The organism is Rhodococcus sp. APC 3903, from assembly GCF_030407755.1.
Classification (GTDB): Bacteria; Actinomycetota; Actinomycetes; order Mycobacteriales; family Mycobacteriaceae; genus Rhodococcus_F; species Rhodococcus_F erythropolis.
Genome location: NZ_JASDCV010000016.1, coordinates 1 through 25,781, shown reverse-complemented (window position 1 = coordinate 25,781; position 25,781 = coordinate 1). Strand labels below are relative to the sequence as shown.

The window sequence follows — 25,781 nt, the reverse complement described above, 5'->3', positions numbered from 1 at the left end:
CGCCCGCGCATGAAGGTACGCGGTGGTAGCTCGGGCATTACCACTGTACTTTCCGAGTCTGAGGGCAAACTTTGAGAGTGGCGTGCGACACGCCACAGCGGCCCCGCGCACGTTCACGGAGAGCGAGGCGTGAGGCGAGTCTCCACTTCCGGTGTGCAGGCAATAGGATGAATACCTGTGACTCCAGCTGACCTTGCCGAACTGCTCCGCGGAACCGCAGCGAGCGTCCTTGCCGATCGTGGCCTCGACGTATCCGTGCTGCCCGAAACCCTTACCGTCGAGCGACCACGCAACCCCGAGCACGGCGATTACGCCACCAACATTGCCATGCAGGTAGCCAAGAAGGTCGGCACTAATCCCCGCGAGCTGGCGGGCTGGATCGCCGAAGCCCTCACCGCTGCCGACGGAATCGAATCCGCCGAGATCGCCGGACCCGGCTTCCTCAACATTCGGTTGGACAAGGACGCCCAGGGCGCGATCGTCGTGTCGGTTCTCGAAGCCGGTGCGTCGTACGGCTCGGGCGACTCTCTCGCCGGCAAGAAGATCAACCTCGAATTCGTCTCGGCCAACCCCACCGGACCGATTCACCTCGGTGGAACCCGTTGGGCTGCAGTCGGAGACGCGCTCGGACGCATTCTGTCCGCGCAGGGTGGATTGGTCACACGTGAGTACTACTTCAACGATCACGGTGCCCAGATCGACCGCTTCTCGCGTTCGCTGATCGCTGCAGCGAAAGGTGAACCTGCTCCGGAAGACGGTTACGCCGGTGCATACATCGCCGACATCGCCGCCTCGGTTCTGAAGCAGCGTCCCGACGTCATGGAGCTGCCCGCCGACGAGCAGCAGGAAACCTTCCGCGCCATCGGCGTCGAATTGATGTTCACGCACATCAAGCAGACCCTCCACGACTTCGGCGTCGACTTCGACGTCTACTTCCACGAGAACTCGCTCTTCGAATCCGGTGCGGTCGAGAAGGCCGTCGAATCCCTCAAGGGTTCGGGCAACCTCTTCCACGAAGACGGTGCGTGGTGGCTCAAGAGCACCGACTACGGCGACGACAAGGACCGCGTCGTCATCAAGAGCGACGGCAACGCCGCCTACATCGCCGGTGACATCGCCTACTTCCAGAACAAGCGCGCCCGCGGGTTCGACCTCTGCATCTACATGCTCGGTGCCGACCATCACGGATACATCGGCCGTCTCAAGGCTGCCGCGGCCGCATTCGGCGACGATCCGGACACCGTCGAGGTGCTGATCGGCCAGATGGTCAACCTCGTCAAGGACGGCACTGCCGTCAAGATGAGCAAGCGCGCAGGCACCGTCATCACCCTCGACGACCTGGTCGAGGCAATCGGCGTCGACGCCTCGCGTTACGTCATGATCCGCTCGTCGGTCGACTCGAGCATCGACATCGATCTCGACCTGTGGACCAAGACCAGCAGCGAGAACCCCGTCTACTACGTCCAGTACGCGCATGCACGCCTCTCGGCGATCGCTCGCAACGCCGCGGACCTCGGTCTGTCCGCCGACGCGAGCAACCTCGCCCTGCTCACCGTCGAGCAGGAGGGTGACCTCATCCGCACGATCGGCGAGTACCCACGCGTCGTGTCGAGCGCGGCGAATCTGCGTGAGCCGCACCGTATTGCCCGCTACCTCGAAGAACTCGCGGGTGCGTACCACCGCTTCTACGGCGCGTGCCGCATCCTTCCGCAAGGCGACGAAGACGCCACCGACGTGCACCGCGCGCGTCTGGCTCTCTGCGCCGCCACCCGACAGGTCCTGGCCAACGGCCTCGAACTGCTCGGCGTCACCGCACCGGAGCAAATGTGAACGCGCACCCCGCCGGCCCCAAGCATGCCGAGCAGTTGCAGGCCCCCGGCTTGCCCGACCGTCCGGCCAGCCCCGAAGCCTTCGGTGAACTCTCACCGCAGGTGTGGCCGCGCAACGCTTCTCGCGGCGACGACGGTGAAGTGACCCTCGCGGGTGTCAAGGTCGGTGAACTTGCCGAGAAGTACGGCACCCCGCTGTTCGTCATCGACGAGGACGACTTCCGCTCGCGTTGCCGCGACATGGCCCGCGCCTTCGGCCCGGATGCCAAGGTGCACTACGCATCCAAGGCATTCCTCTGTGGCGAGATCGCACGCTGGGTCGCCGACGAAGGCCTCTCGCTCGACGTCTGCTCCGGCGGTGAACTGGCGATCGCGTTGCACGCGGACTTCCCGGCCGAGCGAATTGCCATGCACGGCAACAACAAGTCAGTCGCCGAACTGGCCGCTGGTGTCGCCGCGGGCGTCGGGCATGTCGTGCTCGACTCGGCGATCGAGATCGACCGACTCGATCGTGTCGCCGGTGAGGCCGGTGTCGTTCAGGACGTGTTGATCCGACTGACCGTCGGCGTCGAAGCGCATACCCACGAATTCATCTCCACCGCACATGAGGACCAGAAGTTCGGTTTCTCGCTGGCCGGGGGAGCGGCGATCGACGCGGTCCGTCGCGTCTTCGCTGCCGACAACTTGCGACTGGTCGGCCTGCACAGCCACATCGGTTCGCAGATCTTCGACGTCGACGGTTTCGAGGTGGCAGCGCACCGCGTGATCGGTTTGCTCCGCGACGTCGTCACCGAGTTCGGAGTCGAGAAGACCAAGCAGATTTCGATCATCGACCTCGGCGGCGGCATGGGGATCTCGTACATCCCCTCCGACGACCCGCCGCCCGTCGACGAACTGGCAGCAAAGCTCGGCCACATCGTGCGCAACGAGTCCGCACTGGCCGGATTGCCGGAGCCGACGCTTGCCGTCGAACCCGGCCGCGCCATCGCCGGACCTGGCACGGTGACGCTCTACGAGGTCGGCACCATCAAGGACGTCACGGTGGGTAGCTCGCTGACACGCCGCTACATCAGCGTCGACGGCGGGATGAGCGACAACATCCGCACGTCCCTCTACGGTGCGGAGTACGAAGCCAAGTTGGTTTCGCGAACTTCCGAGGCTGATCCCGTCGTTGCACGTATCGTCGGTAAGCACTGCGAGTCCGGTGACGTGGTCATTCGGGACACCTGGATGCCCGAGGACGTCGGGCCCGGTGATTTACTAGCGGTAGCAGCGACCGGTGCATACTGCTATTCGATGTCGAGCAGGTACAACCTGCTCACCCGCCCAGCCGTGGTGGCGGTGCGTGACGGAGTCTCACGCGTGATTCTGCGGAGGGAAACAGTGGAAGATCTGCTCAGCTTGGAGGTATCGCAGTGACGAGCGAATCGGCGCATCGCGCTATCGGTGTGGCCGTTCTCGGCCTCGGCAACGTCGGGAGCGAGGTCGTCCGGATCATTCGTGAGCAGGCCGAGGAACTCGAAGCTCGCGTCGGCGCCCCGTTGGAACTGCGGGGAGTTGCCGTCCGCCGTATCGGCTCGGACCGCGGAATTCCCGAGGAACTGCAGACGACGGACGCCGAGTCCCTGGTCGGTCGTGACGACGTCGACATCGTGGTCGAGGTGATCGGCGGAATCGAGCTCCCTCGCAAGCTGATTCTCTCTTCCCTCAACTCCGGTAAGTCGGTCGTGACCGCCAACAAGGCGCTGCTCGCGGACCACACCGGTGAATTGGCGGAGGCTGCAGAGGCCAACTCTGTCGACCTGTACTTCGAGGCCGCTGTTGCCGGTGCGATCCCCGTGATCCGCCCGCTCACACAGTCGTTGGCCGGAGACCGTGTCAACAAGGTCGCCGGAATCGTGAACGGCACCACCAACTTCATCCTCTCCGCGATGGACGAGACCGGCGCCGACTACGAAGAGACCCTCGCCGAAGCCGGACGCCTCGGATACGCGGAAGCCGACCCGACCGCGGACGTCGAAGGCTACGACGCCGCGGCGAAGGCTGCGATCCTCGCGTCGATCGCGTTCCACACCCGCGTCACTGCCGCGGACGTGTACCGCGAAGGAATCTCCACGATCACCTCCGCCGACCTGGCGTCGGCGAAGGCACTCGACTGCACGATCAAGTTGCTCTCGATCTGCGAGCGCATCGTCACGCCCAAGGGCAAGGAGCGGATTTCCGCTCGCGTGTACCCGGCGCTGGTTCCGCTCAGCCATCCGCTGGCCTCGGTCAACGGCGCGTTCAACGCCGTTGTCGTGGAAGCAGAGAACGCCGGCCGGCTCATGTTCTACGGCCAGGGCGCAGGCGGCGCCCCCACCGCTTCCGCGGTGATGGGTGACCTGGTGATGGCGGCGCGCAACAAGGTTCACGGCGGCCGCGGCCCCCGCGAGTCCAAGTACGCCAAGCTCAAGGTCGCCCCGATGGGCGACATCCTCACGCGCTACTACGTGAACATGGAGGTCGCGGACAAGGAAGGTGTGCTGTCCGCAGTCGCCGCCGAGTTCGCCAAGCACGGCGTGAGCATCTCCGTCGTCCGCCAGGAGGGCGCCGGCGCCGGCGCGCGTCTGGTGGTCGTCACTCATGTAGCAACCGACGCGGCTCTCTCCGAGACCGTGGCGGCCCTCAACGAACTCGAATTCGTCACCGCTGTGACCAGCGTGCTGCGACTGGAAGGCACTGAACAATGACCGGCATCGTCAACCCCGTCCACAAGGCATGGCCGGGTCTCATCGAGGCATACCGGGACCGTCTCGCGATCGGTGACAACTGGAAGACCGTCACCCTGCGCGAAGGCGGCACCCCGCTCCTGCCGGCCGGCCACCTCTCCGAGATCACCGGCTGCGACGTCTACCTCAAGGTCGAGGGTCTCAACCCCACCGGTTCCTTCAAGGACCGCGGCATGACGATGGCCGTCACCGACGCCTTGGCCCGGGGCCAGCGCGCAGTTCTGTGCGCGTCCACCGGCAACACCTCCGCCTCGGCCGCTGCGTATGCAGCCAAGGCAGGCATGACCTGCGCCGTGCTCATCCCGCAGGGCAAGATCGCCATGGGCAAGCTTGCGCAGGCAGTCATGCACGGCGCCAAGATCATTCAGGTCCAGGGCAACTTCGACGACTGCCTCGAACTGGCACGCAAGACCACGGCGGAATTCCCCACCATCGGTCTGGTCAACTCCGTCAACCCGGTGCGCATCGAAGGTCAGAAGACCGCGGCATTCGAGATCATGGACGTGCTCGGCAAGGCTCCCGACGTGCACGCTCTCCCGGTCGGAAACGCAGGAAACATCACCGCGTACTGGCGCGGATACTCCGAGTACTACGCCGACGGTCTGACCACGGTCAAGCCCCGCATGCTCGGCGTCCAGGCAGCCGGTGCGGCTCCGCTGGTCAACGGCGCACCCGTCAAGGACCCCGAAACCATCGCTACCGCAATCCGAATCGGTTCCCCCGCTTCCTGGAACGGCGCTGTCGCCGCGAAGGAAGAGTCGAACGGTGCATTCCGTGCCGCCACCGACGAGAAGATCCTCGAGGCTTACCGTCTGATCGCCGCCACCGAGGGCGTCTTCGTCGAACCGGCGTCGGCAGCCAGTGTCGCCGGCCTGCTCGCCGCACGTGCAGAGGGCTGGCTCGAGCCGGGCCTGACCGTCGTGTGCACGGTGACCGGTAACGGTCTCAAGGATCCTGACACGGCTTTGAAGGGTATGCCGAACGTCGAGCCGATCGGTGTCGATCCCGTTGCCGTCGCGGCTGCCCTCGAGCTTGCATAGTGTCCGTGGATTCATCGACCACTCCGCGGAATCCGGTGTCTGACATGACTATAACCCTGCCTATCGGCCTTTCGGTGACTGCTCGCGTCCCGGCCTCGAGTGCAAACTTGGGGCCGGGGTTCGACACCCTCGGTCTGGCGTTGGGGTTGTACGACGAAATCGTGGTCACCACAACGGATTCGGGCCTTCAGATTCGCGTCGAAGGTGAAGGCGCTGCCGACGTACCTTGGGGTCCTTCGCATCTCGTAGTTCGCGCTATCGAACGCGGTCTCGAAGCGGCCGGGGTGTGGGCAAGTGGCCTGGACGTGTTGTGCCGCAACGCGATCCCGCACTCGCGCGGGTTGGGATCCTCGGCTTCTGCGGCTGTCGGCGGACTGGCAGCAGCCAACGGTCTGGCGCGCGCACTCGATGCCGAGATCGGCTTGACGGAAGAGCAGTTGGTTCAACTCTCGTCCGAGTTCGAAGGTCACCCGGACAATGCGTCTGCCAGTGTTCTCGGTGGCGCAGTCGTCTCGTGGAGTTGCCCACCGGCCGTCGAAGGCGACGAGCCGATCTACTCCGCGGCGAAACTCGATGTCCATCCCGACATCCGTGCTGTGGCACTGGTTCCCGAGGAGCGGTCGTCCACCGCACACACTCGTGGCCTCCTGCCCGAATTGGTTCCGCACCAGGATGCCTCGTTCAACGCGAGCCGCAGCGCGCTGGCCGTCGTTGCGCTCACTGCTCGGCCCGATCTGTTGATGGCAGCCACCGAGGATCGCCTGCATCAGGCGCAGCGCGCACCCGCACTTCCGCTCACGACGCGATGGATCGGGATCTTGCGCGAGGCGGGCATTGCTGCGACCGTTTCGGGAGCAGGCCCCACCGTGTTGGCGCTCAGCACAGAACCTTTCCCCGTCGAGCTCGCCGAAGCGGCGCGGGCAGACGGACTACGTGTGCTCGAATTGGACATCGCCGACGGCGTCGAAGTATCCACGACGACTGTCTGATCCCTGCCTTGGTCCTGGTGATCGCCCACTACCGATCGGTAGTGAACTGACACACCCAGTCGTCCAAATTCTTGCCGGACTCAGGTTTGGACGCTATCCTGGGCTATGTCCGTACATCGTGCGCGTCAGTCGCCGGTGCATCACCAGGGGGCAAAACTCCTTCCCAATCGGGGTCCACAGTCCTTGGCATGATTCTCGCAGGCATGATTCTCACGCTTGTACCTTCTCCGAAGGTTTGAATCCTCCGCGGATCGAACACTCAGAGGTTCCATATCTCTGGGGTTCAACACACGGGGGAGTGAATCGTCGACGAAGGCGCGTTGGGCAGGTTTGCGAGCGCATGAAAAGTTTGAGGCGAGAGTTTCCGACAATCATGTGACGGCGGACAAGCCGGCAGTTCTGGACAGCAACCACGTACGGCACCACCGAGTTCGGTATTCAATCGAACTGCGGGACGAACCCTCGACTTTGCGCAGTGCGAGTGAGGGAAGGAAAGGACCTCCGTGACCGATACGGACCTCATCGCCACTTCTGCACCCGCCGGGTCGGAATCAGGCGACAATTCTCAGGCGTCATCTTCAGCATCGAACGGTGCGGTGGCGACCTCCACGAAGCGTGCCGAAACGCGCCGTGGTGCCGGACTCTCCGGCATGGTGCTCACCGAACTCCGCACTCTTGCGGGTGAACTGGGCATCAAAGGCACTTCCGGCATGCGCAAGGGCGACCTGATCGCAGCCATCAAGGAGCGCCAGGGCGGCAGCGCAAAGGCTGCACCCGCACAGAGCGAACTCACTCTCGACGACGCACCCGTTGCGCGCACTCGTGCCAAGAGCACCCGCGCCGCACGCACCGAAACCCCCGCAGCCGAAACGGCTCCCGCGGCAGAATCCGCTCCTGCCGAGGCAGCGCCTGCGCGTACCGAATCCGCCGAGGATTCCGATCAGAGCGCACCCCGTCGTGGACGTCAGCGTCGCGGCGCCGCTCGTCGTGCAGGTTCACCCGACCAGGGTGAACTGAGCATCGAGCAGGACACTCCTTCGGCAAAGTCCGACGCGGACACCTCGAAGGCCGCCGATACCTCGAAGGTCGCCGAGACCGCCAAGGCTGAGGCTCCGGCCGAGCGTCCTGCGCGCACCGAGGGCAAGTCCGACGCTGATCAGGGTCCCGCCGAGCAGGGCAACGAGCGTCCCCGCCGCGAGCGCAACCGGGACAATCAGGGCCAGCGCGACAACCAGGGCCAGCGCGAGAACCAGGGCAACCGGGGCAACCAGGATCGCCAGGATCGCCAGGATCGCCAGGATCGTCAGGATCGCGGCAACCAGAACAACGCCGGCCAGAACAACGCCGGTCCGCGTACGGACAACCGCAACAACGGACCGGACGACGACGAAGAGGGTGGACGCGGACGCCGCGGACGCCGTTTCCGCGAGCGCCGTGGCCGTGGTCGCGACCGCGGTGAGGGTGGCGCACCCAACGATTCGCGTGAGACCGAAATCCGCGAGGACGACGTCCTTCAGCCGGTCGCCGGCATCCTCGACGTGCTCGACAATTACGCATTCGTGCGTACGTCCGGGTACCTCGCCGGTCCCAACGACGTCTACGTCTCCATGAACCTGATCCGCAAGAACGGCCTTCGCCGTGGCGACGCCATCACCGGTGCCGTCCGCGTCTCGCGTGACGGTGAGCAGGGCAGCCAGCGTCAGAAGTTCAACCCGCTGGTCCGCATCGACACGGTCAACGGCGGCGACGTCGAGGCCGCGAAGAAGCGTCCCGAGTTCAACAAGCTCACGCCGCTGTACCCGAACCAGCGTCTGCGCCTCGAGACCGAGCAGCACATTCTCACCACGCGTGTCATCGACCTGGTGATGCCCATCGGTAAGGGCCAGCGCGCCCTCATCGTGAGCCCGCCCAAGGCCGGTAAGACCAGCGTGTTGCAGGCGATCGCGAATGCCGTCGCCACCAACAATCCTGAGTGCTACCTGATGGTCATCCTCGTGGACGAGCGTCCCGAGGAAGTGACCGACATGCAGCGCAGCGTGAAGGGTGAGGTCATTTCCTCCACCTTCGACCGCCCGCCGGGAGATCACACCGCAGTTGCCGAGCTGGCAATCGAGCGTGCGAAGCGCCTGGTCGAGATGGGTAAGGACGTCGTCGTACTCCTCGACTCCATCACGCGTCTGGGTCGTGCGTACAACAACTCCTCGCCGGCGTCCGGACGCATCCTCTCCGGTGGTGTCGACTCGACGGCGCTCTACCCGCCGAAGCGTTTCCTCGGCGCTGCCCGCAACATCGAGAACGGCGGATCGCTCACCATCATCGCCACCGCGATGGTCGAGACCGGATCCACCGGCGACACCGTGATCTTCGAAGAGTTCAAGGGCACCGGCAACGCCGAGCTCAAGCTCGATCGCAAGATCGCCGAACGCCGCGTGTTCCCGGCCGTGGACGTCAACCCGTCCAGCACGCGTAAGGACGAGCTGCTCCTGAGCCCGGACGAAGCTGCTGTGCTGCACAAGCTCCGCCGCGTCCTGTCCGGACTGGACTCGCATCAGGCCATCGATCTGCTGATCGATCGACTGAAGAAGAGCAAGAACAACCTCGAGTTCCTGATGCAGGTCTCCAAGACCGCACCGGGTGCGATCGACGACTGATCGACTCGACGTCAAAGGCCCACAACCAGCTGGTTGTGGGCCTTTTGCGTGGGCGGAACAAAACCGAGGGGCAGTGCGTTGACAACTTCGTACATCCACCCCGAGGCGTGCGAGACGCGGATTATCTGGTGAGGTACCGCATCTGGCATACTGAACGGCCGAGTCCGGTTCCGGTTCACGATGTCGATTGGCGACGTCGACCCGGCGACCATTGAAAGGGACACCATGAAGGCAGGAATCCACCCAACCTACGTAGCGACCACCGTCGTCTGCGGTTGCGGTAACACGTTCGAGACCCACAGCACCAAGGAGTCCGGACGCATCAACGTCGAGGTTTGCTCGCAGTGCCACCCGTTCTACACGGGCAAGCAGAAGATTCTCGACACCGGTGGACGCGTCGCTCGCTTCGAGGCTCGCTACGGCAAGCGCGCAGACAGCAAGGTCCCGGCCACCGAGTCCTAGCTGTTCCGCCGACGCCCGATCTGCCATGCGCAGATCGGGCGTCGGCTTTTTTGTGCCTGCACTCGGTTTGCGCGTTTCCCGGGTCCCGGCGTCGAAATACCTTCAAGCGCGCACCGTAGGAATCGAAACTCAGAGCGGAGCGAACCATGGCAGGCGCAACCCAGCCCTCGGCCATCGACGACATCTTGGCGGAGCACGCCGGTCTCGAAGCGCAGATGTCCGATCCGGCGCTGCACAACGACCCTGCCGCTGCCAGGCGCGTCGGTAAGCGGTTCTCCGAGCTCTCGCCGATCATGTCGACGTACAACAAGCTCACGGCTGCGCAGGACGATCTGGAAGCTGCGCGCGAACTCGCCGCCGACGATTCCAGCTTCGCCGCCGAGATCCCCGATCTCGAAGCCGAGGTCGCGCAGCTCGAGCAGACGCTGACCGATCAGTTGGCGCCGCGTGATCCGCATGACGGCGACGACATCGTCCTCGAAGTGAAGTCCGGTGAGGGCGGCGAAGAATCCGCGCTCTTCGCCTCGGACCTGGCCCGCATGTACGTCCGCTACGCGGAACGGCACGGCTGGCGCGTCGAGATCCTCGACGCGACGGTCTCCGATCTCGGCGGATACAAGGAAGCAACGCTGTCGATCAAGAGCAAGTCAGACACCCCGGACGGAGTGTGGGCGCGGCTGAAGTTCGAGGGCGGGGTTCACCGCGTCCAGCGAGTGCCCGTCACCGAATCCCAGGGACGCGTTCACACTTCGGCCGCCGGCGTTCTGGTCTACCCGGAGCCCGAAGAGGTCGAGCAAGTCCAGATCGACGAGAGTGACCTGCGTATCGACGTCTACCGTTCGTCCGGCAAGGGCGGTCAGGGCGTCAACACCACCGACTCCGCGGTTCGAATCACGCACCTTCCGACCGGCATCGTCGTCACCTGCCAGAACGAGCGCTCGCAGCTCCAGAACAAGGCGCGTGCCATGCAGGTGCTTGCAGCCCGTTTGCAGGTAGTCGCCGAGGAAGCCGCGGACGCAGAAGCGTCGGCAGGTCGCCAGAGTCAGGTTCGGACGGTGGACCGTTCGGAGCGCATCCGCACCTACAACTTCCCTGAGAACCGCATCACCGATCACCGCATCGGATTCAAGTCGCACAACCTCGACGCAGTGCTCGACGGTGAGCTCGATGCACTTCTCGACGCATTGGGCAAGGCGGACCGAGAGGCACGTCTCGCGGCCGAGTAGATGCAGACCATGACTGACCTCCGTCCCGCCGGGAACTCGGTGAACCGCGTGTCGGTTGAGCGTGGCAGGCTGTACCCGTGAGTCGACTTCCACTTCGTTTGGCGCTGATCGAAGCTGCAAAACAGCTCGACGCCGCAGGTGTGCCCAGCCCACGCACCGACGCCGAGTTGTTGGCATCCCACCTGCTCGGCGTCGAACGCACGCGTCTTGGGCTGATTCCGTTGGTCGATCCTGAGGTCATCGCGGCGTTCGACGAGTTGGTTGCGCAACGCGTGAAGCGGATTCCGTTGCAGCACATCATCGGAGTCGCATCGATGGGCAACATCGACGTCGCTGTCGGTCCGGGTGTCTTCATTCCGCGGCCCGAAACCGAATTGCTCATGGGTTGGGCGCTCTCGTTCCTCGAAGGTTGCGGAAGTAAGCCGCCGGTAGTTCTGGACCTGTGCACGGGATCGGGTGTACTCGCGCTGTCCATCGCCGAGGCCCGTCCAGACGCCGTCGTTCACGCCGTGGAGAAAGAGCCCGCCGCGTTGGCGTGGGCGCGTCGTAATGCTGCCGACCGCGAGGCCGCCGGTGATACACCGATCCATCTGCATCAGGGTGATGTCACCGATCGGAACCTGTTGCCAGGGCTCGAGGGCGGCGTCGATCTGGTCGTGTCCAATCCGCCGTACATCCCCGAAGGCGCGCAATTGCAGCCTGAGGTCATGGATTACGACCCGCACACCGCGTTGTTCGGTGGCGCCGACGGTCTGTCCGTCATCAAACCCATGATCAGCAACATCGCGAGGTGGCTTCGAATCGGCGGCGCGGCAGGCATCGAGCACGACGACACCAACGGCGACGGCGTCGCTGCGCTGTTCTCGGCGCGCCGGGTGTTCGGCGACGTTGCACAGCATCCCGATCTTGCCGGTCGTCCGCGTTTCGTCGTCGCCAGACGTGTCGCCACCGACGTCGAAGCGCAGCGGAATCGAACGCCCGAAGTGCAGAGTGAAAGGATGGCTGAGTGAGCACCGTGTACGACTGCAGTCAGACAGATTCCCGAACCGCAGGCTTGGCCGCCGCGAAGAACGCGCTCAAGGCCGGCCGACTCGTAGTTCTCCCTACCGACACCCTTTACGGACTCGCCGCGGACGCGTTCGACAGCGAAGCTGTCACGAGTCTGTTGCGTGCCAAGGGACGCGGGCGAGACATGCCCGTCCCGGTACTGGTCGGATCGTGGAACACCATCGACGGGCTCGTCTACAGCGTGCGCCCCCAGGCCCGGGATCTGATCCGCGCGTTCTGGCCCGGCGGACTGAGCTTGGTCGTCGAGCAGGCGCCTTCACTTGCCTGGGACCTCGGTGATACCCGCGGAACCGTCATGCTCCGCATGCCGCTGCACCCGGTTGCCCTCGAACTGTTGCGCGATGTCGGACCGCTTGCCGTCTCGAGCGCCAACATTTCGGGGCGTCCGCCGGCAACTACCGTCGAGGAAGCCCGAGATCAGCTCGGCGGATCTGCCAGCGTGTACCTCGACGGGGGCAAGGCCGAACACGCCGTTGCTTCCACGATCGTCGACCTGACCGGCAATTCACCGCGTATCTTGCGAGTGGGTGCCGTCTCGGCAGAATCCATCGCCGAGGTATTGGGCACCAGTCCGGAAAGCCTCGTAGAGGGAGTTTCGTAACGATGGTCGGCGCCGGCGGCGAGCGCGCGGGGGAATCCACGTATTGGGGACCGGATTTCGGTGAGCTTGCCACGGCGGACCCCGAGATCGCGGCTGTTGCGCTGGCCGAACTCGAGCGTCAGCGCGGCGGGCTTCAACTCATCGCGAGCGAGAACTTCACCAGCCCCTCGGTACTGGCTGCCTTGGGTTCGACCCTGAGCAACAAGTACGCCGAGGGCTATCCGGGTCGGCGTTACTACGGCGGGTGCGAGTACGTCGACGTAGCCGAGAATCTGGCGATCGACCGGGCAAAGGCACTGTTCGGCGCCGAGCACGTCAACGTCCAGCCGCATTCGGGGGCCACCGCGAATCTCGCGGTGTACGCCGCATTCGCCAAGCCAGGCGACACCGTATTGGCGATGAGTTTGCCGCACGGTGGGCATCTGACTCACGGGTCTCGGGTCAGCTTTTCGGGGCAGTGGTTCACCACCGTTCCCTATCACGTCGATTCGGCCACCGAATTGATCGACTACGACGAGGTTCGCACCCTGGCTCTGGCGCACAAGCCGAAAATCATCGTCGCCGGCGCGACCGCGTACTCCCGAACCATCGACTTCGCAGCCTTCCGGTCGATCGCGGACGAGGTCGGTGCGATCCTGTGGGTCGATGCCGCCCACTTCATCGGACTCGTGGCAGGCCGGGCGATACCGTCGTGTGTTCCGTATGCCGACGTGGTCTCCGCGACGACGCACAAGGTCCTCAGAGGCCCGCGCGGCGGAATGATCTTGTGCCGCAGCGAGCATGCCTCTGCTGTCGATCGCGCGGTGTTCCCCTTCATTCAAGGCGGCCCGATGATGCATGCGATCGCTGCGAAGGCGGTTGCCTTCAAAGAAGCGTCGACGCCGGAATATCGTTGGTATGCACAGGAAGTGGTTGCCAATGCGTCGGCGCTCGCGCAGTCGTTGGAAGCTCGCGGCCTGCGCACCGTGTCCGGTGGAACCGACACGCATCTGGCGCTTCTCGACCTGCGCGCAAGCGGTGTCACCGGAGTCGACGCCGAGCGTAGGTGCGGACTGGCTTCGATCACGCTCAACAAGAACGCGATTCCGTTCGATCCGCAGTCGCCGGCCGTCACGTCCGGAATCCGCGTCGGATCCGCGGCCGTGACGACCCAGGGATTCAACACGTCCGACATGAGCGTCGTGGGGGAGTTGATCGCGCGTGCAGTCGTAGCGGATCCAGCCACCACGTCAGGGGAGGCCGAGTTGGCATCAGTTGCCGACGGCGTTCGCGAACTGGTACGGGCAAAGCCTGCCTATCCCCGCCAGACGGGTGATCTCGCGCAGTGATCACTTCCTACGAGGCGACCACGTATCTGGCACAGGGCGGCGGGGGAGCGGGTGTTCCCATCCGTGAACTGTTGCTCGTGCTGTGTACGGCGGCGGTAGTGACATACCTGGCGACTGGCGCAGTCCGGTTGTTGGCGCTGCGGTTCGGCGCCGTCGCCGTACCGCGTGATCGGGACGTTCACGTCGAGCCGATTCCGCGCCTCGGTGGCGTCGGAATGTATATCGGCATGGTTGTCGGTCTGCTGTTCGCGCAGCAATTACCGGCGCTCACAAGAGGTTTCGGCTTCGGTAGTCCGGATGTGCACGCTGCGCTCGTCGCGGGCGCCGTCATCGTCCTCGTGGGCGTGATCGACGACAGGTGGGGTCTCGACGCTCTCACCAAGTTCGTGGGTCAGGTGACTGCTGCCGGAGTTCTTGTGGTGATGGGCGTCAGTTGGTTCATCATCTACAACCCGTTCGGTGGTGACGGTGGGTCCACGATCATCCTCGATCAGATTCAATCGGGACTGTTCACGGTGGCTATCGCCGTGGCGACCATCAACGCGATGAACTTCGTCGACGGTCTCGACGGATTGGCCGCCGGTTTGGGCCTCATCGCGGCCTTGGCGATCCTCATCTTCTCGATCGGTCTGCTCCACGATCAGGGCGGCGACGCGAGTGTCTACCCGCCGGCGATGATCGCGGCGGCCTTGGCAGGCGCTTGTCTCGGTTTTCTTCCGCACAACTTCAATCCAGCGCGCATTTTCATGGGCGATTCCGGGTCGATGTTGATCGGTCTCATGCTTGCCGCGATCTCCACCAGTGCATCCGGTCGTATTCCGCTCACTGCTTACGGAACCCGCGACCTGGTCGGCCTCCTCGCGCCGTTGTTGCTGGTCGGTGCTGTAATGTTCATCCCGATGCTGGACATGCTCCTGGCCGTGATCCGCCGGACGAAAGCGGGCGTCAGTCCGTTCAGTCCGGACAAGATGCACCTGCATCATCGCCTCCTGCAAATCGGACACACGCACCGACGGGTTGTGCTGGTCATCTACCTGTGGGTCAGCGTTCTGGCTTTCGGTGCCGTCGGATCCTCGCTGCTCAATCGACAGCTGGTTGTCGTACTGGTTGCGGCCGGGTTGGTCATTGCCTTGTTCTTCACCGCGGTGCCGTCCCTGATCGATCGCAAGCAACAGCGTCGGTAGCCAAGTTTCCCGATCCATTACCCTTGGGCATCGTGACGAACACGCCGCAGCCTGTACCTGCCTCGCAACCCATCCCTGATTCGACCGCCGCCATGAAGTCGGCCGTGAAGTGGGGTGTGATGGGGCTGATCGCGCTGGCCGTGGTCGGCGCGCTCCTGGGCGGGCTCTTCGCCGGCAAGGAAGGCGTCTACGGCGCTTTGATCGGCGCAGCCGTCGGCGGCGGGTTCATCCTGTTCACGGCGCTGGGCGTGCTGCTCACAGCGAAGTTGCCTGCGCTCACGGCCGGTGCAGTTCTTCTCGGCACGTGGCTGCTGAAGATGATTCTCGCGATGGTTGTTCTCTTTGTCCTCTCGGACATGGATTTCTACAACAAGACCGCTCTCGTCCTGGTCATCATCATGTCGCTGGTCGTCGTGCTCGGTGCGGAGACATACGGCGTTCTCGGAACCAAAACTCCGTACGTCGATCCCACTCCCAGCAGCAACGTCGACGACGACGAGTAGTACTACAAGAGGTAACTAATCGGACTTCCAGGTACCCCATCTACACAATGTCGTAGATGACTTGATAAGGTTCGGTTCAAGCGAGAGCAATGGTGGGCCGAGTAACACTCAGCCGACGATGCCATGTGCTCGCAGGTGGTCGAAATTCTGGCCACTGAGTCGACGAGAGTCGCCGACACCGACAGACGCCAGGCCCCTCTAGGGTTCTCCAGCTGCTGACGAATGCGCGAGTCGAACTTGTCGACTTGTAGATCGTCAATGTCCGATCGAACCGCAGTCAATGATGGCTGCGGACCGACTACGGGAGAGAACGCTGAGCGTCACCACCCTGGCCGCGGATGAATTCCATGCGCCGTCACTAGACGATTTTTTCCCGCCCTCCGTGTTGATTCACGCGGGCCCCTTCGAGCTCGACCGTCTGATGCTGATTCGTCTGCTGATGTCGGTGCTGGTCGCAGCCTTCTTCGTGATCGCGATGCGCAGCCCTCGATTGGTTCCCCGTGGGATGCAGAACGCCGCTGAGCTTGCGCTCGACTTCGTTCGTATCAACATCGCCGAGGAGATCCTGGGCAAGGAACAGGGCAAGCGCTTCCTGCCGGTCATCACGACGATCTTCTTCATCGTGGTCGCCAGCAACATGGCCAGCATCATTCCTTTCCTGAACATCTCGCCGAACGCACGAATCGGTATGCCCCTGGTACTCGCGGCGCTCGCCTACATCGTGTTCAACTACGTCGGAATCAAGAAGTACGGCTTCTTCAAGTACGTCAAGAGCAGCATCGTCGTTCCCGGCGTTCCGCTGCCCCTGCACTTCTTGTTGGTGCCCATCGAGTTCATCTCGACCTTCATCCTGCGCCCGTTCACGCTGATGGTTCGTCTCATGGCCAACATGTTGGCCGGCCACATCCTGCTGGTGCTGTTCTTCAGCGCGACGAACTACTTCTTCTTCGTGTCCGGCGGATTCCAGGCGATCTTCGGCGTTCCGTCGATCATCGCCGGTATCGCATTCACGTTCTTCGAGCTGCTGGTCATCTTCCTGCAGGCTTACGTGTTCGCGTTGCTGACCGCGGTGTACATCGAATTGGCGCTCCACGCCGACGAGCACTGACCTTTTACCTCCTCACCAGCTACACCAAGAACTGAGCCTCTTGCCGAATCCGGCAGAGGTCAACAGAAAGGGAATGGAACACCATGAGCATCGCTTACCTCGCTCAGGAAGTTGTCGAGACCAAGTCGCGCGGCTACGGAGCCATCGGCTACGGCCTCGCAGCAATCGGCCCCGGCATCGGCGTGGGCATCGTTGTGGGCAAGGCAATCGAAGGCATGGTCCGCCAGCCCGAGATGGCCGGCCAGGTTCGTACCACCATGTTCCTCGGTATTGCATTCACCGAGGCCCTCGCATTGATCGGCCTTGTCGCCGGTTTCATTTTCTAAGACAGACATGGGAGCCACCTTCGCAGTGCTCGCGGCAACAGAGGAGACACACAATCCTCTCTTGCCCGAGACATACGACATCGTGTGGTCCGCGGTTGCGCTCGTCGTAGTCGGTTTTGTCTTCTGGAAGCTCGTTCTTCCGAAGTTCCAGAAGGTCTTGGCCGAACGCACCGAGCAGATCGAGGGCGGCATCAAGAAGGCCGAAGACGCACAGGCAGAGGCAGCGGCCGCGCTCGAGCAGTACCGCGCGCAGCTCGCCGAAGCTCGTACCGAGGCAGCGCAGATCCGTGAGGAAGCGCGTACCCAGGGTCAGCAGATCATCGCTGACATGAAGGTTCAGGCGCAGGACGAGAGCGACCGCATCGTGGCCGCAGGCCACAGCCAGCTCGTCGCCCAGCGTCAGCAGATCGTCGCTGAGCTCCGCTCGGATCTCGGCAAGACCGCTGTAGACCTGGCCGAGAAGGTCATCGGGGAGTCTCTCGCCGACGACGTGAAGCGCGCCGGAACGGTTGATCGTTTCCTCAACGAGCTCGACACCGTCAGCGCTGATTCAGCCAGGAAGTGAGCAACATGTACGCAGCGAGCCGTGAAGCCTTGGCGCAGACTCGTTCTGCGCTGAGCAGTGCCCTGGGCGCCGTCTCTGCAGGAGCCGCAACTGCTGCTTCTGCTCAGGCTGGGTCCGAGCTCTTCTCGGTGGTCGAGGTACTCGACGGCCAGCGCGCTCTTCGCAGCGCGCTGGCTGACGCTTCGGCACCGGCCGCTGGTCGCCAGGCTTTGGCAGAGCAGTTGTTCTCCGGAAAGGTCGGCGCCGAGGCGCTCGCCACCGTGAAGGCAGCTGCAGGCCAGGACTGGTCTGCGGCCCGCGACTTGGTCAACTCGCTCGAACTGCTCGGACGCGAAGCTCTGCTCCGCGCCGCAGCCGATCAGAGCCAGTTGGACACCGTTGAGGACGAGCTCTTCCGTCTCGGTCGCATCGTGGCAGGGGATCCCAGCCTGGAGCAGACGCTCTCGGATCTGTCGGTTCCCGCAGCCCGCAAGCGTGAGTTCCTCTCCCGCTTGCTCTACGGCAAGGTCACCGCGGTCACCGAGGCACTCGCCGGACAGGCCGTCGGCCGGTTGAAGTCTGCACCCGCAGACACTTTCGATCAGCTGTCGAATCTTGCCGCAGCGCAGCGCGATACCACCGTTGCTCACGTTCGCAGCGCCTCGGCGTTGAGCTCGGAGCAGTCGGATCGCTTGGCCAGCACTCTTACCCGCACCTACGGGAAGCCGGTAGCAGTACACGTCGAGGTTGATCCAGAACTCCTCAGCGGCTTGGTCGTCCGGGTGGGCGACGAGGTTATCGACGGCAGCGCAGCGGGTCGACTCGCAGCACTGCGGAAGAACCTCAAGTAGTCCTTCAGCCGAACACATACTCCAGATCTTTTCGAAGACCAGACACCGAGAGCAGGAAAAACATGGCGGAGCTGACGATCTCCTCCGACGAGATCCGTAGCGCGATCGACAACTACACCGCGAGCTACTCCCCGGAGGCCTCCCGTGAGGAGGTCGGCACAGTGACCGACACCAGTGACGGCATTGCGCACGTCTCTGGCCTGCCTTCGGCTATGTCCAACGAGCTGTTGGAGTTCCCCGGTGGAATCGTCGGCGTCGCGCTCAACCTGGATGCCACCGAAATCGGTGCCGTCATCCTTGGCGATTACCAGAACATTCAAGAAGGCCAGGAAGTAAAGCGCACGGGCGACGTTCTGTCGGTTCCCGTCGGCGATGCTTTCCTCGGCCGCGTCATCGACCCGCTGGGTGCGCCCATCGACGGCCTCGGCGAGATCGAGAGCACCGAGAACCGTGCACTCGAGCTCCAGGCCGCTTCGGTGCTCGAGCGCCAGCCGGTCGAAGAGCCGCTCCAGACCGGTATCAAGGCTATCGACGCCATGACCCCGATCGGCCGCGGCCAGCGCCAGCTCATCATCGGCGACCGCAAGACCGGCAAGACCGCGGTCTGCATCGACGCCATCCTGAACCAGAAGGCCAACTGGGATTCCGGCGATGTCAACAAGCAGGTGCGCTGCATCTACGTTGCCATCGGTCAGAAGGGTTCCACCATCGCGGGCGTCAAGGCTGCCCTCGAGGAGAAGGGCGCGATGGAGTACACCACCATCGTTGCTGCTCCGGCCTCTGATTCCGCAGGCTTCAAGTGGCTCGCACCGTACACCGGCTCGGCCATCGGCCAGCACTGGATGTACCAGGGCAAGCACGTTCTGGTCGTGTTCGACGACCTGACCAAGCAGGCAGAGGCGTACCGCGCCATCTCGCTGCTGCTGCGTCGCCCGCCGGGACGCGAGGCTTACCCCGGTGACGTCTTCTACTTGCACTCCCGTCTGCTGGAGCGTTCGGCGAAGCTGTCCGACGCACTCGGCGGTGGCTCGCTGACGGCTCTGCCGATCATCGAGACCAAGGCGAACGACGTCTCGGCGTACATCCCGACCAACGTCATCTCCATCACCGACGGTCAGGTGTTCCTCGAGTCCGACCTGTTCAACAAGGGCGTTCGCCCCGCGATCAACGTCGGTATCTCGGTCTCCCGCGTCGGTGGCGCTGCACAGACCAAGGGCATGAAGAAGGTTTCCGGTTCGCTGCGTCTGGAACTGGCTCAGTTCCGTGAGCTCGAAGCGTTCTCCGCTTTCGCATCTGACCTCGACGCTGCCTCCAAGGCTCAGCTCGAGCGCGGTGCCCGTCTGGTCGAGCTGCTCAAGCAGGATCAGTACAGCCCGATCCCTGTCGAGGACCAGATCGTCTCGATCTACCTCGCCGGCGAAGGCATCTTCGACAGCGTTCCGATCGGTGACGTCCGTCGCTTCGAGAAGGAACTGCTCGAAGACCTCAAGCACTCGGCTGCTGGCGTCTACTCCAGCATCAACGGCGGTAAGGCACTCGATGCCGACAACGCTGCTGCGCTGATCGCTGCAACGAACAAGTTCAAGGAAGGCTTCATCGCATCCGACGGAAGCCGGGTCGTGAACGAGGCCGAGGCTGACGCTTTGGGCGCCGACGAGGTCGAGAACGAGCAGATCAACGTCAAGCGCAAGACCGTCAGCAAGTGACGTACGCGCCCATGACACTGCGAATTCCGAAGGGAGAGTGATTGATCGATGGCGAGCATTCTCGAATTGCGGTCTCGTATCAAGTCGGTCAACTCGACCAAGAAGATCACCAAGGCACAGGAACTGATCGCGACTTCGCGTATCACCAAGGCTCAGATTCGCGTCGCCGCGTCCAAGCCGTATGCCGAGGAGATCACGAAGGTACTCACCGAATTGGCGAGTGCGTCTGCTTCGCTCGATCACCCGTTGCTCAACGAGCGCCCGGAGCCGAAGCGGGCTGCGGTCCTCGTTGTCACCAGTGACCGCGGCATGTGTGGTGGCTACAACTCCAACGTCCTCAAGCAGGCAGAAGAGCTCATGGCTCTCCTCCGCAGCGAGGGCAAGGAGCCGGTCGTGTACGTGCTCGGTTCCAAGGGACTCGGCTACTACACGTTCCGCGGCCGCGACATCGGTGCTGCGTGGACGGGCTTCTCGCAGGATCCGGGTTACTCGGATGCAGCGAAGGCCAGCCGCCACCTGGTGGAGCTGTTCATGGCTGGTTCGGGTAACCAGGTTGCCGCTCCGAACGGTGAAGGCACGATCGAGGGCGTCGACGAACTCCATATCGTCTACACCCGCTTCGTGTCGATGCTGACGCAGACTCCCGAGGTTCGCCGTATGGCTCCTCTCGAGGTCTTCGTGTCGGAAGAGCGCATCGAACTCGGTGACGACATGCTGACCAACGGCCACGACGACGACCATGACAATGGCCCCGTCGCGGACTTCAGCTTCGAGCCCGAGCCCGAGAAGCTTCTCGGTGCTCTTCTCCCGAAGTACGTCAGCACTCGTATCTTCTCGTCGCTTCTCGATGCTGCGGCATCGGAGTCGGCAGCCCGTCGTACCGCCATGAAGGCCGCGACGGACAACGCAAACGAACTGGTGAACACGTTGAGCCGTCAGGCCAACCAGGCTCGCCAGGCCCAGATCACCCAGGAAATCAGCGAGATCGTCGGCGGCGCCAACGCGCTCGCCTCGAGCGCAGGAAGTGACTAGCACATGACCGCAGCAGTAACCGAAAACAACGGGGCAGGTTCGGCTTCGGCCGTAGCCGGCCGCGTCGTGCGGGTCATCGGTCCCGTCGTGGACGTTGAATTCCCGCGTGGCGCTGTTCCTGAACTGTTCAACGCCCTGAACGCCGAGATCACGCTTCCCTCGGTCGCCAAGACGCTGACGCTCGAGGTTGCACAGCACCTCGGTGACAACCTGGTCCGCACCGTCTCCATGCAGCCCACCGACGGCCTCGTCCGCGGCACTGCAGTGACCGACTCGGGCAAGCCGATCTCGGTTCCCGTCGGTGACGTCGTCAAGGGCCACGTGTTTAACGCCCTGGGCGATTGCCTCGACACCCCCGGCCTCGGCCGCGACGGCGAGCAGTGGGGCATCCACCGCAAGCCACCAGCCTTCGATCAGCTCGAAGGTAAGACCGAGATCCTCGAGACCGGCATCAAGGTCATCGACCTTCTCACCCCGTACGTCAAGGGTGGAAAGATTGGCCTGTTCGGTGGCGCCGGCGTCGGCAAGACCGTTCTGATCCAGGAAATGATCACGCGTATCGCTCGCGAGTTCTCGGGCACCTCGGTGTTCGCAGGCGTCGGTGAGCGTACCCGTGAGGGCACCGACCTCCACCTGGAAATGGAAGAGATGGGCGTCCTCCAGGACACCGCCCTTGTCTTCGGCCAGATGGATGAGCCGCCCGGAACGCGTATGCGCGTCGCCCTGTCCGCACTGACGATGGCGGAGTACTTCCGCGACGTTCAGGGCCAGGACGTCCTGCTGTTCATCGACAACATCTTCCGCTTCACGCAGGCAGGTTCCGAGGTTTCCACCCTCCTCGGCCGTATGCCTTCGGCAGTGGGCTACCAGCCCACGCTGGCGGACGAGATGGGTGAGCTCCAGGAGCGCATCACCTCGACCCGCGGTCGCTCGATCACCTCGCTGCAGGCTATTTACGTGCCCGCCGACGACTACACCGACCCCGCGCCGGCTACGACGTTCGCGCACCTCGATGCCACCACCGAGCTCTCGCGCCCGATTTCGCAGATGGGTATCTACCCCGCTGTGGATCCGCTGAGCTCGACCTCCCGCATCCTGGAGCCCGGCATCGTCGGTGCCGAGCACTTCCGCGTTGCCAACGAGGTCAAGCGCATCCTGCAGAAGTACAAGGAACTGCAGGACATCATCGCCATCCTCGGTATGGACGAGCTTCAGGAAGAGGACAAGGTCCTCGTCGGCCGCGCCCGTCGTATCCAGAAGTTCCTCGGCCAGAACTTCATCGTTGCCGAGAAGTTCACCGGTGAGCCCGGCTCCGTCGTGCCGCTCCGCGACACGATCGAAGCCTTCGACCGCGTCTGCAAGGGCGAGTTCGATCACCTGCCCGAGCAGGCATTCAACAGCTGCGGTGGACTCGACGACGTCGAAGCTGCAGCCAAGAAGATGGCCGGGAAGTAGTCCACGATGGCTGAGATGACCGTAGAACTCGTTGCCGTCGAGCAGCGCTTGTGGTCTGGTTCGGCGACGCTGGTCAGCGCTCAGACCACCGAGGGCGAAATCGGCATCATGCCCGGGCATGAGCCGGTCCTCGGCCAGCTGATCGAGGGCGGAACCGTGTCGATCACCCCGGTCGACGGCGAGCGTATCGTTGCTGCAGTACACGGAGGGTTCCTCTCCGTCACTGCGACGACGGTGACGATCCTTGCCGAGTCCGCGGACATGGCACAGGACATCGACGTCGAGGCAGCCAAGGCTGTCTTGGCCGAGAACTCGGGCGACCTCGAAGCGATTGCGGTCGCCAAGGGTCAGCTCCGGGCCGTCGAGCGCGCGTAAGTTACTCGAGTAAAGCCGCGACGGGAGCCGACGAACAGTGACATTCGGAATGACTGTGTTGATCATTCTGGTTGTGCTGCTCGCGGTTCTCGTCGCGGCTTTTCTGTATCGTCTGCTGGTTCTACGTCGCGGCGGTACCGCTGCACTGCTTCGTGTTCTGCCATCCCCGGGGGACAGCGGGTGGCGTCACGGAATCATTCGCTACGGCGAAAGCACCTTCGTCTTTTTCAAACTGTCGAGTCTGCGGCCGGGCCCGGACTCCAGGATTGATCGTCAAGGAATCGAGGTCGAGAGCCGTCGCTCTCCCTCGGGTACCGAATTCGACATCATGAGCGACGACATCGTCGTGGTCAAGGTCAACGACGGATCGTCGGCCTACGAAATCGCCTTGGACAGTGGAGCATTGACAGCTTTCCTGTCCTGGGTCGAATCACGGCCGGACGGGCGCGCCCGTAGGCGACGCACCGCCTGACCGGTCCCGCTCAAGCCCCGGCGCCGGGCTTCCAGAGCACATCGCCTTCAGGATTTGCCACTCTTCCCATGATGAAGAGCAGATCCGACAATCTGTTGAGATATTTCGCGGGGAGGACGCTGGTGTCTTCCGGGTTCGCATCGATGGCGGACCAGGCCGCACGCTCCGCACGCCGCGAGACGGTTCTTGCTACGTGAAGCAGGGCGCCCAGGGCAGTTCCGCCGGGCAGAATGAACGAATTCAACGGTGCCAGTTGCTCATTGAGCTCATCGCACCATCCTTCGAGTCGATCGATATAGGCCTGAGTCACTCGCAGCGGTGGGTACTTCGGGTTCTCGACGACAGGGGTGGACAGGTCGGCCCCCGCGTCGAAGAGGTCGTTCTGGATCTGGCGCAGCATCGCGAGCAGATTCTCCGGGGGTGTGCCGAGGGCAACGGCCACACCGATCGCCGCGTTGGTCTCGTCGCAATCCGCGTAGGCGATCAGACGCGGATCGTTCTTGGAGACTCGCGAAAAATCGCTGAGGCCGGTGGTCCCGTCGTCGCCGGTCCGGGTGTAGATCTTCGTCAGGTGAACAGACATAGGGCTACGGTACCGGCGCGGTGCCGACGAGGTTGTGGCTCTAGGCTGTGAACCGTGAGTGAGCACTTTCTTGTGACCGGGGGTAACCGCCTCGAAGGTGAAGTACTGGTGGGAGGGGCCAAGAACAGTGTGTTGAAGCTGATGGCCGCTGCGCTGTTGGCCGAAGGCACCACTGTGGTGACCAACTGCCCGGACATTCTTGACGTGCCGCTGATGGCGGACGTCTTGCGAGGGCTGGGCTGCGAGGTCGAACTCGAAGACTCCGAAGTGCGGATCACGACGCCGGCCGAGCCGAAATATCACGCTGATTTTGACGCGGTCAAGCAGTTTCGGGCGTCGGTGTGTGTGCTTGGTCCGCTGGTCGCGCGTTGTCGACGCGCTGTTGTCGCACTTCCTGGCGGCGATGCGATCGGTTCGAGGCCACTCGACATGCACCAATCCGGGCTCCGCCTGTTGGGCGCGCGTAGCGAAATCGAACACGGATGTGTCGTTGCCGAGGCAGACGACCTTCACGGCGCGAACATTCGCCTGGTCTTCCCGTCTGTGGGTGCAACCGAGAACATCTTGATGGCAGCAGTGCTCGCCCGAGGTGAAACGGTGATCGACAACGCTGCACGTGAGCCCGAGATCGTGGATCTCTGCAACATGCTCAACGAAATGGGCGCCAAGGTATCGGGCGGCGGAAGTTCGACGCTCACCATTCAAGGCGTCCGCAAGTTGGAACCGACTACGCACCGTGTCATCGGTGACCGCATCGTTGCCGCAACATGGGGTGTCGCTGCCTCCATGACCAGGGGCGACGTCCGCGTTCGCGGGGTGAATCACAAGCATCTCGGGTTGGTCCTCGACAAGCTTCGGACAGCCGGCGCGGAGGTGACTCCCGAGGTAGACGGTTTCCGTGTCATCCAGCGTGAACGACCCAAAGCAGTCAATTTCGCGACATTGCCTTACCCCGGATTCCCGACCGACCTGCAGCCGATGGCAATCGGTTTGGCGGCGGTTGCCGAGGGCACGTCGATGATCACCGAGAACGTATTCGAATCGCGTTTCCGATTTGTCGAGGAAATGATCCGACTCGGCGCCGACGCTCGTACTGATGGTCACCATGCTGTGATCCGCGGAGTTCCAGTGCTGTCGAGTGCGCCGGTGTGGTCTTCGGACATTCGGGCAGGCGCCGGGCTCGTGCTTGCCGGGTTGGTCGCGGACGGAACCACCGAAGTCCACGACATCTTCCACATCGACCGTGGGTACCCGCGTTTCGTCGAGAATCTTCGTGGACTCGGGGGAGTGATCGAGCGGGTGGGCTCCGAATAGGTTCGGTGCTCGGCGTCACACTCGGGCCTATTCGCGATTGGCGGAAAGGCTTAACTGTCTGACCTGGCCTTGGCTAGTGAATCGGTGTTGTGACCAGGCGATTTGTGAATTGATTGAAGGTTCGCGTAACTTTGTCCAGGTCAGAGCGACACGGACACCGACTCCCACCTGCGAGGGTGAGTGACACGAGGTTGTACGAAGTGCCTGGCGAACACAATTCAGTTTTCTTCACGGGGTTCCGGTTTGCGCCGGTGACCTGGTTGGGATAGGCTGGAAAAGTTGCCCCGGAGCGGCGACCATAGGGTCGTGGTGATGGTGTGTGCGTGTTCTTTGAGAACTCAACAGTGTGTCGATGAATGTCAGTGC

The 25,781-nt window shown here is 63.3% G+C and carries 24 protein-coding genes; 23 read left to right on the top strand and 1 reads right to left on the bottom strand.

Annotation, left to right across the window (positions count from 1 at the left end):
• Positions 1–177 precede the first annotated feature (177 nt).
• From argS to QMA15_RS21820, 22 genes are all read left to right on the top strand, one after another.
• Positions 178–1,830: an arginine--tRNA ligase gene (gene argS / locus QMA15_RS21925; protein WP_019749183.1), complete on the top strand. Its 1,653-nt coding sequence runs from the start codon at positions 178–180 to the stop codon at positions 1,828–1,830.
• Complete coding sequence (gene lysA / locus QMA15_RS21920; protein ID WP_019749182.1) at positions 1,827–3,248, top strand: diaminopimelate decarboxylase; 1,422 nt, start codon at positions 1,827–1,829, stop codon at positions 3,246–3,248. The genes argS and lysA overlap by 4 nt, the downstream gene beginning before the upstream one ends.
• On the top strand, positions 3,245–4,558 hold the full coding sequence (locus tag QMA15_RS21915) for a homoserine dehydrogenase (protein ID WP_007726192.1): 1,314 nt from the start codon (positions 3,245–3,247) through the stop codon (positions 4,556–4,558). The genes lysA and QMA15_RS21915 overlap by 4 nt, the downstream gene beginning before the upstream one ends.
• A complete protein-coding gene (thrC, locus tag QMA15_RS21910) occupies positions 4,555–5,637 on the top strand; it encodes a threonine synthase (protein WP_003941280.1) in 1,083 nt (360 codons plus the stop codon). Before QMA15_RS21915 ends, thrC begins: the two co-directional genes overlap by 4 nt.
• 44 nt (positions 5,638–5,681) lie before the next feature.
• Positions 5,682–6,626 carry a homoserine kinase gene (thrB, locus tag QMA15_RS21905; protein WP_007726194.1) on the top strand — a complete coding sequence of 315 codons (945 nt, stop codon included), beginning with the start codon at positions 5,682–5,684 and terminating at the stop codon, positions 6,624–6,626.
• 503 nt (positions 6,627–7,129) lie between these two features.
• Positions 7,130–9,277 (top strand): transcription termination factor Rho, encoded by a 2,148-nt coding sequence (gene rho, locus QMA15_RS21900; RefSeq protein WP_290286428.1) that lies wholly within the window; start codon positions 7,130–7,132, stop codon positions 9,275–9,277.
• 225 nt (positions 9,278–9,502) lie between these two features.
• Positions 9,503–9,739, top strand: a complete 237-nt coding sequence (gene rpmE, locus QMA15_RS21895) for a 50S ribosomal protein L31 (protein ID WP_003941310.1) — start codon at positions 9,503–9,505, stop codon at positions 9,737–9,739.
• A 146-nt stretch (positions 9,740–9,885) separates the two neighbouring features.
• Positions 9,886–10,965, top strand: coding sequence for a peptide chain release factor 1 (gene prfA, locus QMA15_RS21890; protein ID WP_003941341.1), 1,080 nt, complete (start codon positions 9,886–9,888; stop codon positions 10,963–10,965).
• 77 nt (positions 10,966–11,042) lie between these two features.
• Positions 11,043–11,975 (top strand): peptide chain release factor N(5)-glutamine methyltransferase, encoded by a 933-nt coding sequence (gene prmC / locus QMA15_RS21885; protein WP_019749178.1) that lies wholly within the window; start codon positions 11,043–11,045, stop codon positions 11,973–11,975.
• Entirely contained in the window at positions 11,972–12,634 is a 663-nt protein-coding gene (locus QMA15_RS21880; RefSeq protein WP_003941345.1) for an L-threonylcarbamoyladenylate synthase, read from the top strand. Before prmC ends, QMA15_RS21880 begins: the two co-directional genes overlap by 4 nt.
• Before the next feature lie 2 nt (positions 12,635–12,636).
• Positions 12,637–13,962: a serine hydroxymethyltransferase gene (glyA, locus tag QMA15_RS21875; RefSeq protein ID WP_080910658.1), complete on the top strand. Its 1,326-nt coding sequence runs from the start codon at positions 12,637–12,639 to the stop codon at positions 13,960–13,962.
• A complete protein-coding gene (locus QMA15_RS21870; RefSeq protein WP_290286421.1) occupies positions 13,959–15,146 on the top strand; it encodes an MraY family glycosyltransferase in 1,188 nt (395 codons plus the stop codon). The genes glyA and QMA15_RS21870 overlap by 4 nt, the downstream gene beginning before the upstream one ends.
• 92 nt (positions 15,147–15,238) lie before the next feature.
• Entirely contained in the window at positions 15,239–15,649 is a 411-nt protein-coding gene (locus QMA15_RS21865) for a hypothetical protein (protein ID WP_020970050.1), read from the top strand.
• A 280-nt stretch (positions 15,650–15,929) separates the two neighbouring features.
• Positions 15,930–16,757 (top strand): F0F1 ATP synthase subunit A, encoded by an 828-nt coding sequence (atpB, locus tag QMA15_RS21860; RefSeq protein WP_019749174.1) that lies wholly within the window; start codon positions 15,930–15,932, stop codon positions 16,755–16,757.
• Positions 16,758–16,840: 83 nt separating this feature from the next.
• A complete protein-coding gene (locus QMA15_RS21855; RefSeq protein WP_003941327.1) occupies positions 16,841–17,083 on the top strand; it encodes an ATP synthase F0 subunit C in 243 nt (80 codons plus the stop codon).
• A 7-nt stretch (positions 17,084–17,090) separates the two neighbouring features.
• Positions 17,091–17,648, top strand: coding sequence for a F0F1 ATP synthase subunit B (locus QMA15_RS21850; RefSeq protein WP_019749173.1), 558 nt, complete (start codon positions 17,091–17,093; stop codon positions 17,646–17,648).
• Between the two features lie 5 nt (positions 17,649–17,653).
• Positions 17,654–18,478 (top strand): F0F1 ATP synthase subunit delta, encoded by an 825-nt coding sequence (locus tag QMA15_RS21845; protein ID WP_003941304.1) that lies wholly within the window; start codon positions 17,654–17,656, stop codon positions 18,476–18,478.
• A 62-nt stretch (positions 18,479–18,540) separates the two neighbouring features.
• On the top strand, positions 18,541–20,184 hold the full coding sequence (gene atpA / locus QMA15_RS21840) for a F0F1 ATP synthase subunit alpha (RefSeq protein WP_019749171.1): 1,644 nt from the start codon (positions 18,541–18,543) through the stop codon (positions 20,182–20,184).
• Between the two features lie 48 nt (positions 20,185–20,232).
• The gene (locus tag QMA15_RS21835) at positions 20,233–21,216 is read left to right on the top strand and encodes a F0F1 ATP synthase subunit gamma (protein ID WP_003941320.1); all 984 of its coding nucleotides are present in this window, start codon (positions 20,233–20,235) and stop codon (positions 21,214–21,216) included.
• Positions 21,217–21,219: 3 nt separating this feature from the next.
• On the top strand, positions 21,220–22,671 hold the full coding sequence (gene atpD, locus QMA15_RS21830; protein WP_003941349.1) for a F0F1 ATP synthase subunit beta: 1,452 nt from the start codon (positions 21,220–21,222) through the stop codon (positions 22,669–22,671).
• Between the two features lie 6 nt (positions 22,672–22,677).
• Positions 22,678–23,046: a F0F1 ATP synthase subunit epsilon gene (locus QMA15_RS21825; RefSeq protein WP_019749170.1), complete on the top strand. Its 369-nt coding sequence runs from the start codon at positions 22,678–22,680 to the stop codon at positions 23,044–23,046.
• A 49-nt stretch (positions 23,047–23,095) separates the two neighbouring features.
• The gene (locus QMA15_RS21820; protein WP_029255703.1) at positions 23,096–23,518 is read left to right on the top strand and encodes a DUF2550 domain-containing protein; all 423 of its coding nucleotides are present in this window, start codon (positions 23,096–23,098) and stop codon (positions 23,516–23,518) included.
• A 10-nt stretch (positions 23,519–23,528) separates the two neighbouring features.
• Here QMA15_RS21820 and QMA15_RS21815 read toward each other — a convergent pair whose 3' ends face one another.
• A complete protein-coding gene (locus QMA15_RS21815) occupies positions 23,529–24,101 on the bottom strand; it encodes a cob(I)yrinic acid a,c-diamide adenosyltransferase (RefSeq protein WP_019749169.1) in 573 nt (190 codons plus the stop codon).
• A 54-nt stretch (positions 24,102–24,155) separates the two neighbouring features.
• Between QMA15_RS21815 and murA the strand changes: the two genes are divergently transcribed.
• Positions 24,156–25,415, top strand: coding sequence for a UDP-N-acetylglucosamine 1-carboxyvinyltransferase (gene murA, locus QMA15_RS21810; protein ID WP_003941314.1), 1,260 nt, complete (start codon positions 24,156–24,158; stop codon positions 25,413–25,415).
• The last annotated feature ends 366 nt before the right edge of the window (positions 25,416–25,781 follow it).

Excerpts from the sequence above, each read along its gene's own strand:
- QMA15_RS21820 (WP_029255703.1), top strand. The coding sequence starts at position 23,096 with ATGACTGTGTTGATCATTCTGGTTGTGCTGCTCGCGGTTCTCGTCGCG.
- prfA (WP_003941341.1), top strand. The coding sequence starts at position 9,886 with ATGGCAGGCGCAACCCAGCCCTCGGCCATCGACGACATCTTGGCGGAG.
- thrB (WP_007726194.1), top strand. The coding sequence starts at position 5,682 with ATGACTATAACCCTGCCTATCGGCCTTTCGGTGACTGCTCGCGTCCCG.
- QMA15_RS21845 (WP_003941304.1), top strand. The coding sequence starts at position 17,654 with ATGTACGCAGCGAGCCGTGAAGCCTTGGCGCAGACTCGTTCTGCGCTG.
- QMA15_RS21815 (WP_019749169.1), bottom strand. The coding sequence starts at position 24,101 with ATGTCTGTTCACCTGACGAAGATCTACACCCGGACCGGCGACGACGGG.
- QMA15_RS21850 (WP_019749173.1), top strand. The coding sequence starts at position 17,091 with ATGGGAGCCACCTTCGCAGTGCTCGCGGCAACAGAGGAGACACACAAT.
- QMA15_RS21865 (WP_020970050.1), top strand. The coding sequence starts at position 15,239 with ATGAAGTCGGCCGTGAAGTGGGGTGTGATGGGGCTGATCGCGCTGGCC.
- glyA (WP_080910658.1), top strand. The coding sequence starts at position 12,637 with ATGGTCGGCGCCGGCGGCGAGCGCGCGGGGGAATCCACGTATTGGGGA.
- thrC (WP_003941280.1), top strand. The coding sequence starts at position 4,555 with ATGACCGGCATCGTCAACCCCGTCCACAAGGCATGGCCGGGTCTCATC.
- atpB (WP_019749174.1), top strand. The coding sequence starts at position 15,930 with ATGATGGCTGCGGACCGACTACGGGAGAGAACGCTGAGCGTCACCACC.
- atpD (WP_003941349.1), top strand. The coding sequence starts at position 21,220 with ATGACCGCAGCAGTAACCGAAAACAACGGGGCAGGTTCGGCTTCGGCC.
- QMA15_RS21825 (WP_019749170.1), top strand. The coding sequence starts at position 22,678 with ATGGCTGAGATGACCGTAGAACTCGTTGCCGTCGAGCAGCGCTTGTGG.
- rpmE (WP_003941310.1), top strand. The coding sequence starts at position 9,503 with ATGAAGGCAGGAATCCACCCAACCTACGTAGCGACCACCGTCGTCTGC.
- QMA15_RS21835 (WP_003941320.1), top strand. The coding sequence starts at position 20,233 with ATGGCGAGCATTCTCGAATTGCGGTCTCGTATCAAGTCGGTCAACTCG.
- QMA15_RS21855 (WP_003941327.1), top strand. The coding sequence starts at position 16,841 with ATGAGCATCGCTTACCTCGCTCAGGAAGTTGTCGAGACCAAGTCGCGC.
- atpA (WP_019749171.1), top strand. The coding sequence starts at position 18,541 with ATGGCGGAGCTGACGATCTCCTCCGACGAGATCCGTAGCGCGATCGAC.